The sequence below is a fragment of the Segatella sinensis genome (genome assembly GCF_040095255.1).
GTDB lineage: Bacteria > Bacteroidota > Bacteroidia > Bacteroidales > Bacteroidaceae > Prevotella > Prevotella sinensis.
Map to the genome: position 1 here is coordinate 110346 of NZ_JBBNGE010000001.1, position 15128 is coordinate 125473.

General features: G+C 46.7%; 12 protein-coding genes. 8 read left to right on the top strand and 4 right to left on the bottom strand.

The window, feature by feature from the left end:
• The first annotated feature begins 128 nt into the window (after positions 1-128).
• The 4 genes from AAAT87_RS00380 to AAAT87_RS00395 all read left to right on the top strand — a co-directional run bounded on the left by AAAT87_RS00380 (position 129) and on the right by AAAT87_RS00395 (position 3815).
• Positions 129-2267 carry a M6 family metalloprotease domain-containing protein gene (locus AAAT87_RS00380; protein ID WP_349225311.1) on the top strand — a complete coding sequence of 713 codons (2139 nt, stop codon included), beginning with the start codon at positions 129-131 and terminating at the stop codon, positions 2265-2267.
• A gap of 195 nt (positions 2268-2462) precedes the next feature.
• Positions 2463-2606, top strand: a complete 144-nt coding sequence (locus AAAT87_RS00385; RefSeq protein WP_153128801.1) for a hypothetical protein — start codon at positions 2463-2465, stop codon at positions 2604-2606.
• A gap of 22 nt (positions 2607-2628) precedes the next feature.
• Positions 2629-2895 carry a DUF2442 domain-containing protein gene (locus AAAT87_RS00390; protein ID WP_153097229.1) on the top strand — a complete coding sequence of 89 codons (267 nt, stop codon included), beginning with the start codon at positions 2629-2631 and terminating at the stop codon, positions 2893-2895.
• Between the two features lie 56 nt (positions 2896-2951).
• On the top strand, positions 2952-3815 hold the full coding sequence (locus AAAT87_RS00395; RefSeq protein ID WP_349225312.1) for an Rpn family recombination-promoting nuclease/putative transposase: 864 nt from the start codon (positions 2952-2954) through the stop codon (positions 3813-3815).
• Positions 3816-3904: 89 nt separating this feature from the next.
• Here AAAT87_RS00395 and gluP read toward each other — a convergent pair whose 3' ends face one another.
• The gene (gluP, locus tag AAAT87_RS00400) at positions 3905-5113 is read right to left on the bottom strand and encodes a glucose/galactose MFS transporter (RefSeq protein WP_294968829.1); all 1209 of its coding nucleotides are present in this window, start codon (positions 5111-5113) and stop codon (positions 3905-3907) included.
• Positions 5114-5239: 126 nt separating this feature from the next.
• Here gluP and AAAT87_RS00405 point away from each other — a divergent pair, with 126 nt between their 5' ends.
• On the top strand, positions 5240-6433 hold the full coding sequence (locus AAAT87_RS00405; RefSeq protein ID WP_296971690.1) for an SGNH/GDSL hydrolase family protein: 1194 nt from the start codon (positions 5240-5242) through the stop codon (positions 6431-6433).
• Positions 6434-6502: 69 nt separating this feature from the next.
• On the opposite strand, the gene xpt is transcribed toward AAAT87_RS00405, so the two are convergent.
• The gene (xpt, locus tag AAAT87_RS00410) at positions 6503-7069 is read right to left on the bottom strand and encodes a xanthine phosphoribosyltransferase (RefSeq protein ID WP_117661821.1); all 567 of its coding nucleotides are present in this window, start codon (positions 7067-7069) and stop codon (positions 6503-6505) included.
• A 171-nt stretch (positions 7070-7240) separates the two neighbouring features.
• Here xpt and AAAT87_RS00415 point away from each other — a divergent pair, with 171 nt between their 5' ends.
• Complete coding sequence (locus tag AAAT87_RS00415) at positions 7241-8230, top strand: YqiA/YcfP family alpha/beta fold hydrolase (RefSeq protein ID WP_296971693.1); 990 nt, start codon at positions 7241-7243, stop codon at positions 8228-8230.
• Between the two features lie 2 nt (positions 8231-8232).
• Here the strand turns inward: AAAT87_RS00415 and AAAT87_RS00420 are convergent, their stop codons facing one another.
• Together AAAT87_RS00420 and AAAT87_RS00425 are read right to left on the bottom strand one after the other, a co-directional pair.
• Entirely contained in the window at positions 8233-9540 is a 1308-nt protein-coding gene (locus AAAT87_RS00420) for a nucleobase:cation symporter-2 family protein (protein WP_349225313.1), read from the bottom strand.
• A gap of 137 nt (positions 9541-9677) precedes the next feature.
• On the bottom strand, positions 9678-10145 hold the full coding sequence (locus tag AAAT87_RS00425) for a nucleoside deaminase (RefSeq protein ID WP_089544843.1): 468 nt from the start codon (positions 10143-10145) through the stop codon (positions 9678-9680).
• Between the two features lie 219 nt (positions 10146-10364).
• Between AAAT87_RS00425 and AAAT87_RS00430 the strand changes: the two genes are divergently transcribed.
• Positions 10365-11501, top strand: coding sequence for an AAA family ATPase (locus AAAT87_RS00430; protein ID WP_295023554.1), 1137 nt, complete (start codon positions 10365-10367; stop codon positions 11499-11501).
• A gap of 78 nt (positions 11502-11579) precedes the next feature.
• Complete coding sequence (locus AAAT87_RS00435) at positions 11580-15086, top strand: DEAD/DEAH box helicase (protein WP_349225314.1); 3507 nt, start codon at positions 11580-11582, stop codon at positions 15084-15086.
• The last annotated feature ends 42 nt before the right edge of the window (positions 15087-15128 follow it).

Sequence of the window (15128 nt, forward strand, 5' to 3'; positions counted from 1 at the left end):
GCTTAATCAATGATAAAAATAGGAGAGAATGACGGTTTCAATAGAAACCGCCTCTCTCCTTTTTTCTTTTAAATCGTTTTTCTTATTTTATAAGAATCATCTGACAATCAATCATTAATTAGCTCGTTATGAAAAGAAAACTAATTTCATTCATTATTTTAGCTTTGGCCACAGTTTCTCTTTATGCCATTCCTGCCAAGCCTGGTATCTGGAAGACGCTGAAACTAGCCAATAGTCAAACAATCGAAGTACAGCTTCGGGGCGATGAGTTTATGAAGTTCTGGCAAGATAAGGATGGCAAGAACTATACGATGACCGAAAAGGGGCTGGTTACAGCCAATATGGAGAATCTTGTACAGCGCAGCAAGGAACTCAGAGCCAGTAATCAGGGACCTTATCTTACGAGAGGTGGCTTGGTTAAGACCAATGCCCGTACCAATGCCCGCCAGAAAGTATCCTATATAGGAAAGAAACGCTGCCTCATTATCCTGGTTCAGTTTTCCAACAAGAAGTTCTCGATGGCTGATCCTAAGGCATTCTATAACAGAGTAGCCAACGAAGAAGGCTTCAGCGAAGGAAACTTCCGTGGTAGTGTCAAGGACTATTTTCACGCACAGAGCAACGGTCAGTTCGACCTGACCTTTGATATTGCTGGTCCTTATACCCTTGCCAATTATGAGGTTTATGGTGAAAACTCAAAGGATGGTGGCGACAAGAATCCGCAAGGCATGGTAGCAGCAGCCTGCCAGAATGCCGTGAATGATGGTTGGAATCTCGCTCCTTACGATTGGGATGATGACGGAGAAGTAGATCTTGTATTTGTCCTATATGCAGGTCGTGGTGAAGCTACAGGTGGAGATGCCAATACGATATGGCCGCATAAATACAATTTGCCAATGCCTACTGCGTATGGAGACAAAAAGGTTTATACCTATGCATGCAGTAATGAGTTGGCTTCTGATACTAGAATAGATGGTATCGGAACCATCTGCCATGAATTCTCCCATTGCTTAGGTTTCCCTGATGCTTATGATACGCAGTATAAAGGCTTTTATGGCATGGGAACCTGGGATTTGATGTGCTCTGGCAGCTACAATGGCAACAGCTATTGTCCTGCCGGATATTCAGCTTACGAGAAGTATGCTGCCGGCTGGATAGAACCAGTTGAATTAACCGAGAATGTTGAAGTGACCGGTATGGCTACAGTAGCCAAGGGAGGTAATGCCTATAAATTCACAAACCCTGGTTTCAGTGATGAGTATTACATCATCGAAAACCGCCAGCAGGAAGGCTGGGATGCGGGTCTGGCAGCTTCGGGTATCATCATCAATCATATCAACTATGATGAAAAGATATGGGAAATCAATATGCCGAATACCAATGATCCAGAATATAACCAATTTGAGCATATTACATTCATTCCTGCTGATAACAGCAAGAAAGAAAATGATGAAAAGGGCGACGCCTGGCCTTATAATGGGGTCAATGCCTTAGGTAGCAAGACTACTCCTGCCGCAACCACTCAGCATGAAAATACGGATGGTAAGAAACTGATGAATATCTCTATCAGCGATATCGCCATGGCGGAAGATAAGACGGCTTCTTTCAAATTCATCAACTATAATGTAGCCTCTTCACAGGATGGATACATCTTCCACGAGTCCTTTGACAAGTGTCAGGGTACGGGTGGCAATGACGGCAGTTTCGTACCACCAATGTTGAGTCATGACTTTGCTACAGGAACCTTTGCACCTGATGTTGAGGGATGGACCTGCAATTATCAGAAGGGTGGAAACCAGTGTGGTCGTTTCGGTACGACTTCGGCTGCTAATGTCACCCTCACATCTCCAGAGTTCGAGTTGAATGGTGAGGCAAAGCTTACCTTTAAATGTGCTCCTATTGGTAAGGCTGATGTTACGCTCAATTTGTCAGCAGAGAATGCAGAATTGGATATCCAGAGCATTCCTATGAAGAATGGTCAATGGAACGAAGCTGTTGTGACAGTAAAGTCAAAGGGCAAGACAAAGCTCACCTTTACTTCTTCCAAGGCATTCTTCCTGGATGAAGTTTATCTGCAATCTACTACCACGGGTATCGGTCAGCTGATAACAGATGCCAAATCTTCTTCTCCTTATACCTATGTATATAATGCAGAAGGTCAACAGGTATGCAAGATGAAAACCTCCGAGTTCCAGAAGAACAATATCCCAGGCAACGGCTTGTTTATCCTGAAGTGTGGAAACAAGACAACAAAGATTGTGAAATAAGCAATCGGACATATATCTCTCATATATATAATAAGGTGTATCCTTCTTGCCCAACATATCGGGCAAGCGAGGATACACCTTTTTCTTTTTATCTCCCTCACTCTCAAACATTTTCCAATAATTCCTTGCATCTTTCAGAAGAAAAGCGTATCTTTGCAGCACGAAAGTTGAATCATTAAAACAAGGAGGTAGAATATGGATTTATTTGATAGCAAAAGACAAGAAAGATTAGAGGCTGCAAGAAAGGCTGCAACAGCTAGTAAAGAGGCATCTTTGAAATTTCTTATAGATGCAGGAATTTTGGATAAAAACGGAAACTGGGCTTCACATCTTAGATAATGGTATACAAAAACAAGATATTATGGAGCAATATAGAGTAAATCGCGTTTGGGTTGACGATGCCCATATTTGGGCAGAAACCCAAAATGGCTGGAAGGCTAACTATCCTTTCAGTCGTTGGAATCGTCTTGCTAACGCCACACCAGCCCAGCGTAAGGCTTTCGTATTGAGTAGATATGGTATTCATTGGCCTGAATTAGACGAAGATTTATGCTTTGAAGGACTGTTCGCAGATGCTGGTATATACAAACCGTCAAATGCAGAAGATACTATTTATTATCAAGCATAACAAAAGTTTTTTTGCAGCAGAAGGATAAGTGAATCATTAAAACCAAGGAGGTAAATATGACAGAGCTAAGAGATAGATACATACGTTTTGACTGGGCCATCAAGCGTTTGCTTCGCCAGAAGGCGAACTTTGGGGTGCTTGAAGGCTTCCTGACTGTGTTTCTGAATGAACCTATCAAGATTATTGATATTCTGGAAAGCGAAGGCAACCAGCAGGCAGCTGAAGATAAATTTAATCGTGTAGATATCAAAGCCAAAAATAGCAAGGGAGAAATTATTATTGTCGATATTCATGCATTCCGTATTCTATATTATTGTGAAAGCATTTATTTTAAGTGGAATCAGTCTATTTTCGATCATATCAATCTGGGAAATACCTACAAAGAGGTGAAGAAGGTATATTCAATCAGCATTCTGTACTTTGATCTGGGCAAGGGATCAGACTACATCTATGTGGGACAGAACAATTTCGTGGGCTTGCATACCCAAGACCACCTGATTATCAGTACCAAGGAGAAAGATACGATAGTGAGGAAATCGCCTTCAGAGATATTCCCAACCTATATTCTGGTTCGAGTTAATGAATTCAATAAGGTGGCTAAATCACCATTGGAAGAATGGGTTGAATACCTGAAAAATGGAGTCATCTCTCCAGACACCCAGGCACCAGGTCTGCAGGAAGCTCGTGAGAAACTGAAATACTATTCCATGTCGGATGCAGAACGTTATGCATACGATGAACATATCAATGCCATCATGATTCAAAATGATGTTTTGGGAAATGCAAGACTGGAAGGTATGGAAGAAGGAAGAACCAAAGAGAAAAATGACATTGCCCGCAAAATGCTGGCTAATGGATTGAGCATAGAGCAGATAGCTTTAATTACTGGTTTGACAGAGCAGGAAATTAAAAGACTATAATATAATAAGGTGTATCCCCCTAGCCTTTCATCATCGAAGGCTAAAGAGGATACACCTTATTTTATGATCTCAGCTGATAAGAAACGATACTATGAACGAATCTTATATCCGTGAATGCTGTAATACAAAATGTAGAGGAAGCAAGGGAGACAGAGCCAATAAGCCTGCTGAGCACCTACTGCATCCTTCAGACTGCCATAGAGCGTAGGAAGAACGGCTCCACCAAACATCGCCATGATGAGCAATGAAGAACCTGCCTTGGTAAACTTACCCAGATCTGCCATTGCCAATGGCCAGAGAGCAGGCCACATCAGAGAACAACCCAATGCCATCAATGAGATGAAATAGATGGAAATCTCGGCTGGGGTAAGAACCACCAGCAAAGCTCCGGCAATTGCCAGGAACGAACAGAGCTTCAAGGCTACTGCCTGACTGATGTACTTAGGAATCAGAATGATACCGCAGATATAACCGATAACAATACCGATAGGAGCTATCCAGGCATAGTTAGCAGCACCAGGCAAACCCAGAGAATTGGCATAATCTACCAATGTACCGAGAGAAACCGTCTCAACACCTACATACAGGAACAGTGCCAGACAGCCCAAAAGCAAGTGAGTGAACTGGAAGACAGAGGTCTTGGTTGCAGCATAAGTGCAGGCAGCAGACTCCTCTTCCTCAGAATCATCCTCTCCGGCAGCCTTCACCTCTGGTAATGGAGCCAGGAATGCCAGAACACCCAAAGCCAGGAAGGCTCCGATGATGATCCAGAATGGCTTGGACAAATCCTCGATTCCGATGAGATGCACATCCTTGCCCAACAGCCATACGATGAACATAGATGGGATTGGCCACGCCAGCTTGTTGCAGATACCCATCATACTGATGCGCTTGGCTGCACTATCCAAAGGACCCAGAATGGTGATGTAAGGGTTGACAGATGCCTGGAGATAGGCATTGGCAGCACCACTTACAAAAGATGCAAGCAGGAACAGTGGGAAACTCTTCTCATCGGCAGAAAGGATGAAGAGATAGAATGCTGCTGCGAAGATGACAAACGACAGCGACATCGTCTTCTTGTAACCGATAGCCTTGATGGTGAGTCCGGCTGGATAACCGAAAATCAGGAACGGAATGAAGGTGGCTGCGATGATGAGATAAGAGGCAGCATTGGAAATACCCAGCGACCCCTGCAATACAGGCACCAGCAAGGAATTAATACCCAGGGCAAAGCCCAAAGAGAAAAACATGATTCCAATGAACGACAATGGAATCGCAAAACTTTTTGTTGGTTGCATAGACTTATATTTTAGTTAGAATTTTGGGCAAAGGTACAACTTTTCTCAATATTCTCCAAAGTTTTATGAAAAAAGTTTTTAAATTTCTTGGTTTTATTGCCTTTTCTATCTAACTTTGCACGTATGATGAAAAGATTATTAGTTTTCTTAATGATGTTCTGTGCCCTATCAACTTATTCTCTGGCACAGAACTGGGTAGGCACCTGGGCCACAGCTCCGCAAACTGTAGTCAGATCATTTATGCCCTATAACAATTGCATGACTAACCGTTCGGTACGCCAGGTGGTAAAGGTTAGCATAGGAGGCGACGTGATCCGCCTCAAGTTGAGCAACATCTATTCGATGCAACCCGTAGAGATCCGATCTATCTACATCGCTCATGCCAAGGATTCCTCCGACATCGATGCCAAGACGGCGCAATACTTCAAGTTCGGCAACAGCTACAAGACCATCATCCCTGCCGGCAAGCAGATTGTGAGCAATGCCCTGAAGTTCAAACTCAGGAATCTGGAGCGTGTAGCCATTACCATCAACTACACATCGGCTCCCGAAATTCCAACCGTGCACATGGGTTCGCGCACCACCTCCTATATCATGAAAGGTGTAACCAATGCCCACTCCAACTTTGCGAAGGCTTTCCGGGAAAACCACTGGTACAACATCAGCGGCATCGATGTCTATACGATGAGCAACAACATGAGCGCCATCGCCATCATCGGAAATTCCATCACCGATGGCAAATGCTCTACCGACAATGCCCAGAACCGATGGCCCGACGTGATGTCGGAGATGCTGCAGCTGAAGCATAAGATAACCAATCAAGGTGTGCTGAACCTGGGCATCGGCAACAACCGCGTAACCGTACCGGGCGGCTTCGGAGCCCTCGCCAAGGAACGTTTCGACAGAGACATCCTGATGCAGAGCGGCGTCAAGAAGGTGGTGATCTTCGAGGGAGTCAACGACATCGGTGCAGCCAGGAGCGGCAGCAGCGAAACCGTAGCCCGGCAGATCATCGAGAGCATCCATGGAATGGTGAAGAAGGCGAAAGCCCGGAAGATGAAAGTTTATCTGGGAACCATCACTCCTTTCAAGGGCGCAGGATATTATACCCACTTCCATGAAGCTGCCCGCCTCTATGTAAACGACTGGATCCGAAGTCAGGCAAAGAACGTGGATGGCATCCTGGATTTCGCCAAGCTGCTTCAAGATCCGAATGATGACAGAAGAATGAAGCGGGAATACGCCAGCAACGACTGGCTCCATCCTAACCCAACAGGCTATAAGGCGATGGGAATCTATGCAGCAGACATTGTAAAATAGCCGATATAAAAAACAGCAAAAGCCGCCCATATAAACAGGCGGCTTTTACAATATATAATAATAGGTGTATTACTTCAAGACAATCTTGCAATCATCCAGGCTCTCTACGGTTGCGAGCGCCTCATAACGGATACCCTCCTTGCGCAGGAAGTCGCCACCATGCTGGAAAGCCTTCTCGATGATGAAGCCCATCGCCTCAATCTTGGCACCAGCCTTCTCGCAGAGATCCATCACACCCTTGGATGCGTTACCGTTGGCGAGGAAGTCATCGATGAAGATCACGTGATCCTCTGGAGTCAGGTAGCTGTTGCTCACGCAAACCGTATAGTCACGATCCTTGGTAAAAGAGTGAACCACCGAGGTAATCATACCCTCCATCGTCTTAGGCTGCTTTTTCTTGACGAAGACAACAGGAAGATTGGTCAGATAACCCACCATGATGGCTGGAGCGATGCCCGAAGCCTCGATAGTAACAATCTTGTTGTACTTGATGTCCTTGAAAAGGCGCACGAATTCCTTAGCCAGGTCCATCATCAGGATTGGGTCCATCTGATGATTTACGAAGCTATCTACTTTTAAGATTCCACCAGGAAAGCAGCGGCCCTCCTGCATAATTCTTTCTTTCAGTAAATCCATTATGACTTGAACTTTAATATGGTTATTGGGTGCAAAATTACTACTTTTTTCGGAAACAGAAAAGTTTATCACCCAATAATTTTGTTTTGTCTGCAATTTACCGTAATTTTGCAGCGAAAATAACTGGGAGTGAAAGAAGTTAAAGACTTACCCCCCAATAAAAATTATAAGATTATGAATTCATATATCAAGCAATTCCCCGACCTGATGTCGGGCAAGAAAATCATGTATGTGCACGGTTTCCTCTCTTCTGCACAGAGCGGTACCGTGAAGATGTTGCAGGAACTGATGCCGAATGCTACCCTCGTGGCTGAAGACATCCCGGTTCATCCGGAAGAAGCCATAGAGATGCTGCAGAAGATGGCAGAGACAGAGCAACCCGACCTCATCATCGGTACTTCGATGGGCGGAATGTACACCGAGCTGCTGAAAGGATTCGACCGCATCCTCGTAAACCCAGCCTTCGAGATGGGCAACACGATGAGCAGCATGACCGGAAAGCAGGAGTTCCAGAACCCGAGAAAGGATGGAGTGAACGAACTGATGGTTACCAAAGGTCTTATCAAGGAATACCGCGACTTCACCGAGCGTTGCTTCCAGAACATCACTCCCGAGGAACAGGAGCGTGTATATGGTCTCTTCGGCGATGAAGACCCGGTAGTGCATACCTTCGACCTCTTCCACGAGCACTATCCACAGGCCATCCACTTCCATGGCGAGCACCGACTCATCGACAAGGTGGCATTCCACTATCTCTGTCCCGTAATCCGATGGATTGACGACAAGCAGAACGGCAAGGAGCGCCCTATCGTATATATAGACTTCGATGCCCTGCACGACAGTTACATGAAGGCAACCAGCTCGATGCACAAGGCTTACGAGATGCTGATAGAGCATTACAACGTATATATCGTAGCCCCAGCGCCAACCAACGACCATGAATATATGGCGAAGGTGCAGACCTGGGTAGAGGAATATCTCTCTACCCCAGCCTACAACCACATCATCTTCTGCAATCAGAAGAACCTGCTCTACGGTGATTACTTCATCGACCCTCGCCCATGCGATGGTTTCATGGGTACAACCATCGAGTATGGCAGCGATGAATTCAAGACCTTCGAGGAAATCATCACCTTCTTCGAAAGACTGGGAGGACAGTAATCTTATGCCTTATCCAGATTCTTTGGCAATACGAGGTTCAGGATCACGGCGAGCAGGAAGACTACAGCCACACAGTTATCTGCAAAAACGGTGCGCACAATCTCTGGGAAGATATTGAACATACCTGTTGCTGATGTAAAGCCGAGACCCACGCTGAGTGAAAGACTCACGATGACCATGTTGCGCTGAGAGAAACCCGTGCGAGCCATCATACCGAAACCGGCAAAGAGGATGCTACCAAACATCATAATGGTACAGCCTCCCAATACTGCCTGAGGAATGGTGGTGAGCACATATCCGATAGCCGGGAACACACCACCGATAATCATGATGATGGCACCCAAGGCAATGGTAAAGCGGTTTACGACTCCAGACATGGCTGCCAAACCTACATTCTGGCTGAACGAAGTGATAGGAGTACATCCGAAGAGACCCGATACTGAGCTTACGAAACCATCACAGCAGACAGCTGCACTCATCTCCTTGGTATTAGGATCGCGCTTCAAGGCACTGTTGCAGAGCGCAGAAGTATCACCGATGGTTTCTGTGGCAGAAACCAGATAAACAGCTATCACCGAGAGGATGGCACCGACATTAAACTCCGGAGTAAATGGAAGGAGCTTTGGTAAGGCAACGATAGAAAGACCGGAAAGTCCGCTAAAATCGATCATTCCTATAAAGAGAGCCAAGACATAGCCTACCAGCAGACCAACCAATACCGACAGAGAGCGGAGGAATCCCTTGGCAAAAATCTGGCAGAGGAGACAAGCGAGCAAGGTTACTGAACCCACGACCCAATTGTTCATGCTACCGAAGTCGGCAGCACCCTGACCACCGGCAAAAGAGTTGGCGCCTACAGGAAGCAGCGAGAAACCGATGGCTGTTACCACAGTAGCGGCTACTACAGGCGGAATGAGCTTGATCCAGTACTTGGCAAAGAGACCAAGCGTACCTTCTACCAAACCGCCGATAATGACTGCACCAATCAGCGTACCCATGCCATGAGCACCGGCGATGGCGATGGCAAGCGAAAGGAAGGTAAAGGAGATACCCATCACGATAGGAAGACGGGAACCGATGCGCCATACCGGATAGAGCTGTAACAGAGTACCGATACCGGCGATAACCATACAGTTCTGGATGAGCACAGCGCTCACCGAACTATCCAATCCTATCGCACCGGCAAGGATCATAATTGGAGCAATGTTACTTACGAACATCGCCAACACATGTTGAAGACCAAAAGGGAGTGCTTTACCGACGGGCACTCTACCGTCAAGCTTGTAGAGATTTTCTATTGACTGTTCCATTGTCGTTATAATAATTAGAGAATTTCCATCTTCCAGAATTCAGGGCTTTCTGAAATTGGCGGCAAAATTACAAAGAAAATCTGAGAAATCGGTTCTTTTAGTAGAATAATTCGTTGTATAAAAGAAAAAACGGAGTATTAATACTCCGTTTTTTCTGTATTTTCCTCCCACATGCGGAAAGCACCCAGCGCCTCATCTCGCATCAGGGCAATCATCGGCTTATGGCGGTCTTCTATCTTGCGGTCTATCTCCTCGTAGATAAACTCATCATCGAAACCTATCTTGGCTGCATCCTTTCTGTCGTTGGCATAATAGATACGGTCGAGATGTGCCCAGTAGATAGCACCCAGACACATCGGGCATGGCTCGCAGGAGGTATAAATCTCGCAGCCCTCCAGATTGAAGGTCTTCAGCTTGAAACAAGCCTGGCGCACACAGTTCACCTCGGCATGTGCCGTAGGATCGAGGTCGATGGTTACGCTGTTGGAAGCCTCAGCGATGATGATTCCGTCCTTGGCGATAACGGCACCGAAAGGTCCGCCACCGGTCTTCACACTATTCTTTGAGAGCTCAATAGCTCTATGCATCAATTCTTCTTTTGTCATTCGTTTATTTTTTTAGATTAATAATATCCCATCTTTCATTTGGGGGCTACAAATATACAAAAAAGAAATGATACGGCAAGGCTTTCATACGAAAAAAATACTTAATGGAATACTTCTTTTTCCCATCACCTCGTTAATTATCCATAATTATAAATGCATTTATTATAAGAGTATTTATAATTTTTGTAACTTTGCGCCATCACTTATAAAAAATTGATTATGGATATACCCTTTATTTATGGAAGACTCGCTGAGAAAGAGAGTTTTATCGACAGAGTAGAAGACAGAAGGGAACTGAAGAATTTCCTTCGCCACGGCATCAACGTCATCTTGGTATCTCCAAGAAGATGGGGAAAATCTTCGCTTGTCAGAACCTCTATGGAAGAATTAATGCAGGAAGAATCCAAAATAAAGGTTTGCTTCATGGATGCCTCCAAGATTCATACGGAGGAAGAATTCTACAACAAATTTGCCTCCATCGTGATACAAGGAGTTTCTTCCACATTGGAACAGAAATTATCTGACTTAGTGAAATTTATCAATCGTTTTACCCCAAGCATCACGATAGCTTCCGACCCAATGAATAGCGTAGAGGTCAACCTAAAGGTGAATCCTGTAAAGGAAAGTCCTGAAAACATTCTGCAACTCCCCGAAAGGATAGCCGAGGCTAAAGGCATCAAGATTATCGTCTGCATCGATGAGTTTCAGCAACTCGCCAACCTGCAAAAATGGAAGAACCTTGAAGCTATGCTGAGGGCTGAATGGCAGTTGCAGCACCATACCACCTATTGTCTCTACGGCAGCAAGATGCACATGATGAAAGATATTTTCAACAAGGCAAACAGTCCTTTCTTTAAGTTTGGACAACTGATGAACCTGAAGAGAATAGCCAAGGAATATTGGATTCCATACATCATGAGCAATTTTAAGAAGACAGGAAAAACTATCTCTGAGAGCCAAGCAGAATGTCTATGCGAAAGAGTGAAGTATAACTCTTGGTACGTACAGCAATATTGCTTCTTCCTATGGTCACACACAGACAAAGAGGTGACACAAGAACTCCTCGACAACCAGCTCCAACTGGTTTTGGACACCAACGAAGACTTGTTCTTGACAGAGATGGACGAGCTCACTCCCACCCAAATCGGCATGTTGAAAGCCATCGCTTCTGGCGAAAAGCACTTCAATGCCAAGGATGTCGTAGAGACGTATGGTCTGGGGCAGCCACAGAGCATCACACGTAACAAGAAAGTATTAGTAGAGAAAGATCTCGTTGAGAAACATCTTCAAGATTTCTCATTCGTCGATCCTGTCTTCGAACTTTGGCTGAAAAGAGAATACAACATTTTACCATAATGGGAATAAAAACAGCCAATAATCGCATTTTCGAGGAAAAAGATGAGGTAAACATCTTTCAAGATTAAGCAACAATTCATGAATCAGAACAATATCAGCGCCGCAGAACTATTTCAAAGGGTAAGGGAACTCCTGATGCTCCCAGAACTGGAACCGCAGACCCGCAACAAGATGATGCACGACACGCTCATCCTCTGCTGCCACGAAGGAGTAAAGGATACGAAACAGGCTTTCGGTAACCTTTTCTCACAGGTGGACTATCTCTGCAAGGCACGCGGCATCAAGGTGGCAGACAAGATTGCCATCCAGACCATGCGCCGACACAGCAACTCGCAGGAACCGCTTTCGGGCGAAGACCTGAAATACGATGCACGTGCCCTCGCCCTCTTCATCTCAGCAGTCTTCGGAGTGGATGTTCCCCACGAACTCAACGTACTCATTCCGCATACTCCCCGACCTTATCAGAAGGGACTGGAAATCAACAACCGCCGTATCCGATGCATCGTGAAGAACTGGGACGGAGATTTCATCCGTGTGGACATCGACCAGGATGCCGATGAGGAGGAATATCTCGTGCAGTTGAAGGATGAGGAGAATCATATCGACCATACCTATCTCTGGGATATCCTGAAGGAAGGGATGCAGCTCAACCTGCTCGACTGTCAGGTGAAGCAGCCCATCATCACTCCCCGCCTCATCGTGGTGGAACCGGATTATCTGGTAGATATCAGTAGCATCGCCACCTGTTTTACGGCTTTCGGTCATCATCCCCTGCTCTATCTTCTCAACCTGATGAAGCCCAGAGCCAACACCCAGGCTACCCTGCTGGGTAACTTTGCCGGAGCTGCGCTGGATGACATCATCAACAGCCACGGCAAATACCAGATGAACGAGACGGTGAAGACAAACTTCCGGGAGAAAGCCCTGGAATTCTGCACCTGTCCCTGGTTTGACCCCAAGAAGTTCTATACCGATGCCAGCCTGCAGGCTTTCAATCTGCAGCAGGTAGTGGATATCCTCTTTCCACGCACCGCATCTCAGGCACAGATGACGGCTTTACGTGGCGAAAGTCTTTACGACCGGAAGAAAGCCATTCTGGAACCTTCGTTCGTCTGCGAAGCCCTTGGCATTCAGGGGCGTGTGGATCTGATGACCACCGACTGCAAACTACTGGTGGAACAGAAATCAGGACGCAACATGAATATCGAAACCCATCAGGTAGATCCGGGTTATCACAGTTATCAGCTGGAGCCTCACTATGTGCAGCTCCTGCTCTACTATGGTGTATTGCAGCACAACTTCAAGTTGAGCAACGACCGCGTGAACATCCGATTGCTCTACTCCAAATACCGTCCACAGGACGGACTGATGGTGGTAGCCTACTACCAGAAGCTCTTCAAGGAAGCCATCCAATACCGCAACCAGCTGGTAGCCGCCTCCTTCGAGATAGCCAAGGAGGGTTTCGAACATGCGCTGAACGAGTTTACCCCCGAGGTATTGAATGTGGCAGGCACTCAGGACTTCTTCTACAACAAGTATCTGAAACCACAGATAGAAGCCATCACCAAGCCGCTCCATACCCTATCGTCCCTGGAGGAAGCCTACTTCTGTCGCATGATGACCTTCGTCTTGCGGGAACAGATGATCAGCAAGGTGGGCGCACAGGAAGGAACGAACACATCAAGTTCTGACCTCTGGACCATGCCACTCACCGAGAAGAAGGATGCCGGAAATATCTATACCGACCTGCACATCATCCGAAAGGAACAGAGCTGCGCCGGAAGCGGATATGATACCATCACCCTGAGCGTACCCGACCAGGGCAAGGACTTCCTACCCAATTTCCGCATCGGCGATATGGTGTATCTCTATACCTACAAGCTCAAGGAAGAACCAGATGTGAGAAAGGCTATATTATATAAAGGTGTGCTGCAGGAGATTCACAGCGATGAAATCGTGGTTCACCTGACCGATGGACAGCAGAACGCCGACATCTTTGAGATGAACCTGCCGTATGCCATCGAACACGGAACGAGTGATGCCTCTACGGGGGGAAGCATCCGCAACCTGCACCAGTTTATCTGTGCACCAAAGGACAAACGCGACCTTCTTCTGGGCCAGCGTGTTCCAGAGAGAGACACTTCGCAGGAATTGACCAGACACTATGACGATGTATTGGACGACATCATCCTCCGTGCCAAGCAGGCACAGGATTACTTCCTGCTCGTGGGACCTCCTGGAACAGGAAAGACCAGTCGTGCCCTGAAGTTCATGGTGGAAGAAGCACTGAACGACGGAACTGGAATGCCTACAGCAGAAAGCATCGCCGCCGGAGGCAAGTCAGCTTTTCAGCCTGCTTCCTCTATCCTGCTGATGAGCTATACCAACCGTGCCGTGGATGAAATCTGCGAGATGCTGGTAGATTCCGGCATTCCATTTCTGCGCCTCGGCAGCGAGTATTCCTGCGATGAGCGATTCCGCCCTTATCTGATAGAGAAGGCTATCAGCGACTGTCCGAAGCTGGAAGCCATCAAGCAATATATAATAGGTACGCGCGTGATTGTGGGCACCACTTCGATGATGACCTCCAAGCCCTTCATCTTTACGCTGAAGCACTTCAAGCTTGCCATCATCGATGAGTCGAGCCAGATACTGGAGCCTAATCTCATCGGTCTGCTATCGGCAGTAGATAAGTTCATCCTCATCGGCGACTACAAGCAGTTGCCTGCCGTCGTGCAGCAGAGCGAGAAGGATTCGGGCATCCCTACCATCAACGACAGTCAGAAAGGGGGTGTCATCGATATGAGTATCCTGCAGGACATCTGCCTCACCAACTGCCGCAACTCCCTCTTCGAGCGCCTGATCAGATGGGAAGACCACGAGGAGCGCACCGAATTCATCGGCATCCTGCGCCGACAGGGACGGATGCATCCGGAAATTGCCGAGTTTCCAAACCGGATGTTCTATCGCCGGGAGAAACTGGAACCCGTACCTTGTCCGCATCAGTTGGAGTCGGAACTGTCGTACACCCTCCCATCAGAAGATGCACTTGATGACCTGCTGAAGGAACACCGCATGATCTTCCTCCCTTCCAGATTCTGCAAGGAACCGAATGTGTCGGACAAAATCAATGCCAACGAGGCAGAAATCGTAGTGGATATGCTTCGCCGCATCCACCGTTTCTACGGCGACAGGTTTGATGCCCAGAAGACGGTGGGCGTCATCGTACCCTATCGCAACCAGATAGCCATGGTGCGCAAAGGCATCGAAAAGCTGGGCATCCCGGAACTGGAAAAGATCAGCATCGACACCGTAGAGCGCTATCAGGGCAGTCAGCGTGATGTCATCATCTACAGTTTCACCATCCAGAACATCTGGCAGCTCGATTTTCTTGCCGGCAACAGCTTTGTGGAAGACGGAGCCATCATCGACCGCAAGCTGAATGTCGCCATTACCCGAGCCCGGAAACAGATGATTATGACCGGTAATCCGGAGATACTGCGCAATAATCAGATTTTTAGCGAATTAATAGAATACGTAAGAGGCAAGGGAGGATATTTGGAAAGAAAAGCGACGGAAAGTTGAATAAAAGCAGGAAAAGCTTCTCGTTTTGCAAAATTTCCCCCA

What these genes read in the sequence shown, in the direction of transcription:
- AAAT87_RS00380 (WP_349225311.1), top strand. Translation starts at nt 129, where the DNA reads ATGAAAAGAAAACTAATTTCATTCATTATTTTAGCTTTGGCCACAGTT.
- AAAT87_RS00385 (WP_153128801.1), top strand. Translation starts at nt 2,463, where the DNA reads ATGGATTTATTTGATAGCAAAAGACAAGAAAGATTAGAGGCTGCAAGA.
- AAAT87_RS00390 (WP_153097229.1), top strand. Translation starts at nt 2,629, where the DNA reads ATGGAGCAATATAGAGTAAATCGCGTTTGGGTTGACGATGCCCATATT.
- AAAT87_RS00395 (WP_349225312.1), top strand. Translation starts at nt 2,952, where the DNA reads ATGACAGAGCTAAGAGATAGATACATACGTTTTGACTGGGCCATCAAG.
- gluP (WP_294968829.1), bottom strand. Translation starts at nt 5,113, where the DNA reads ATGCAACCAACAAAAAGTTTTGCGATTCCATTGTCGTTCATTGGAATC.
- AAAT87_RS00405 (WP_296971690.1), top strand. Translation starts at nt 5,240, where the DNA reads ATGAAAAGATTATTAGTTTTCTTAATGATGTTCTGTGCCCTATCAACT.
- xpt (WP_117661821.1), bottom strand. Translation starts at nt 7,069, where the DNA reads ATGGATTTACTGAAAGAAAGAATTATGCAGGAGGGCCGCTGCTTTCCT.
- AAAT87_RS00420 (WP_349225313.1), bottom strand. Translation starts at nt 9,540, where the DNA reads ATGGAACAGTCAATAGAAAATCTCTACAAGCTTGACGGTAGAGTGCCC.
- AAAT87_RS00425 (WP_089544843.1), bottom strand. Translation starts at nt 10,145, where the DNA reads ATGACAAAAGAAGAATTGATGCATAGAGCTATTGAGCTCTCAAAGAAT.
- AAAT87_RS00430 (WP_295023554.1), top strand. Translation starts at nt 10,365, where the DNA reads ATGGATATACCCTTTATTTATGGAAGACTCGCTGAGAAAGAGAGTTTT.
- AAAT87_RS00435 (WP_349225314.1), top strand. Translation starts at nt 11,580, where the DNA reads ATGAATCAGAACAATATCAGCGCCGCAGAACTATTTCAAAGGGTAAGG.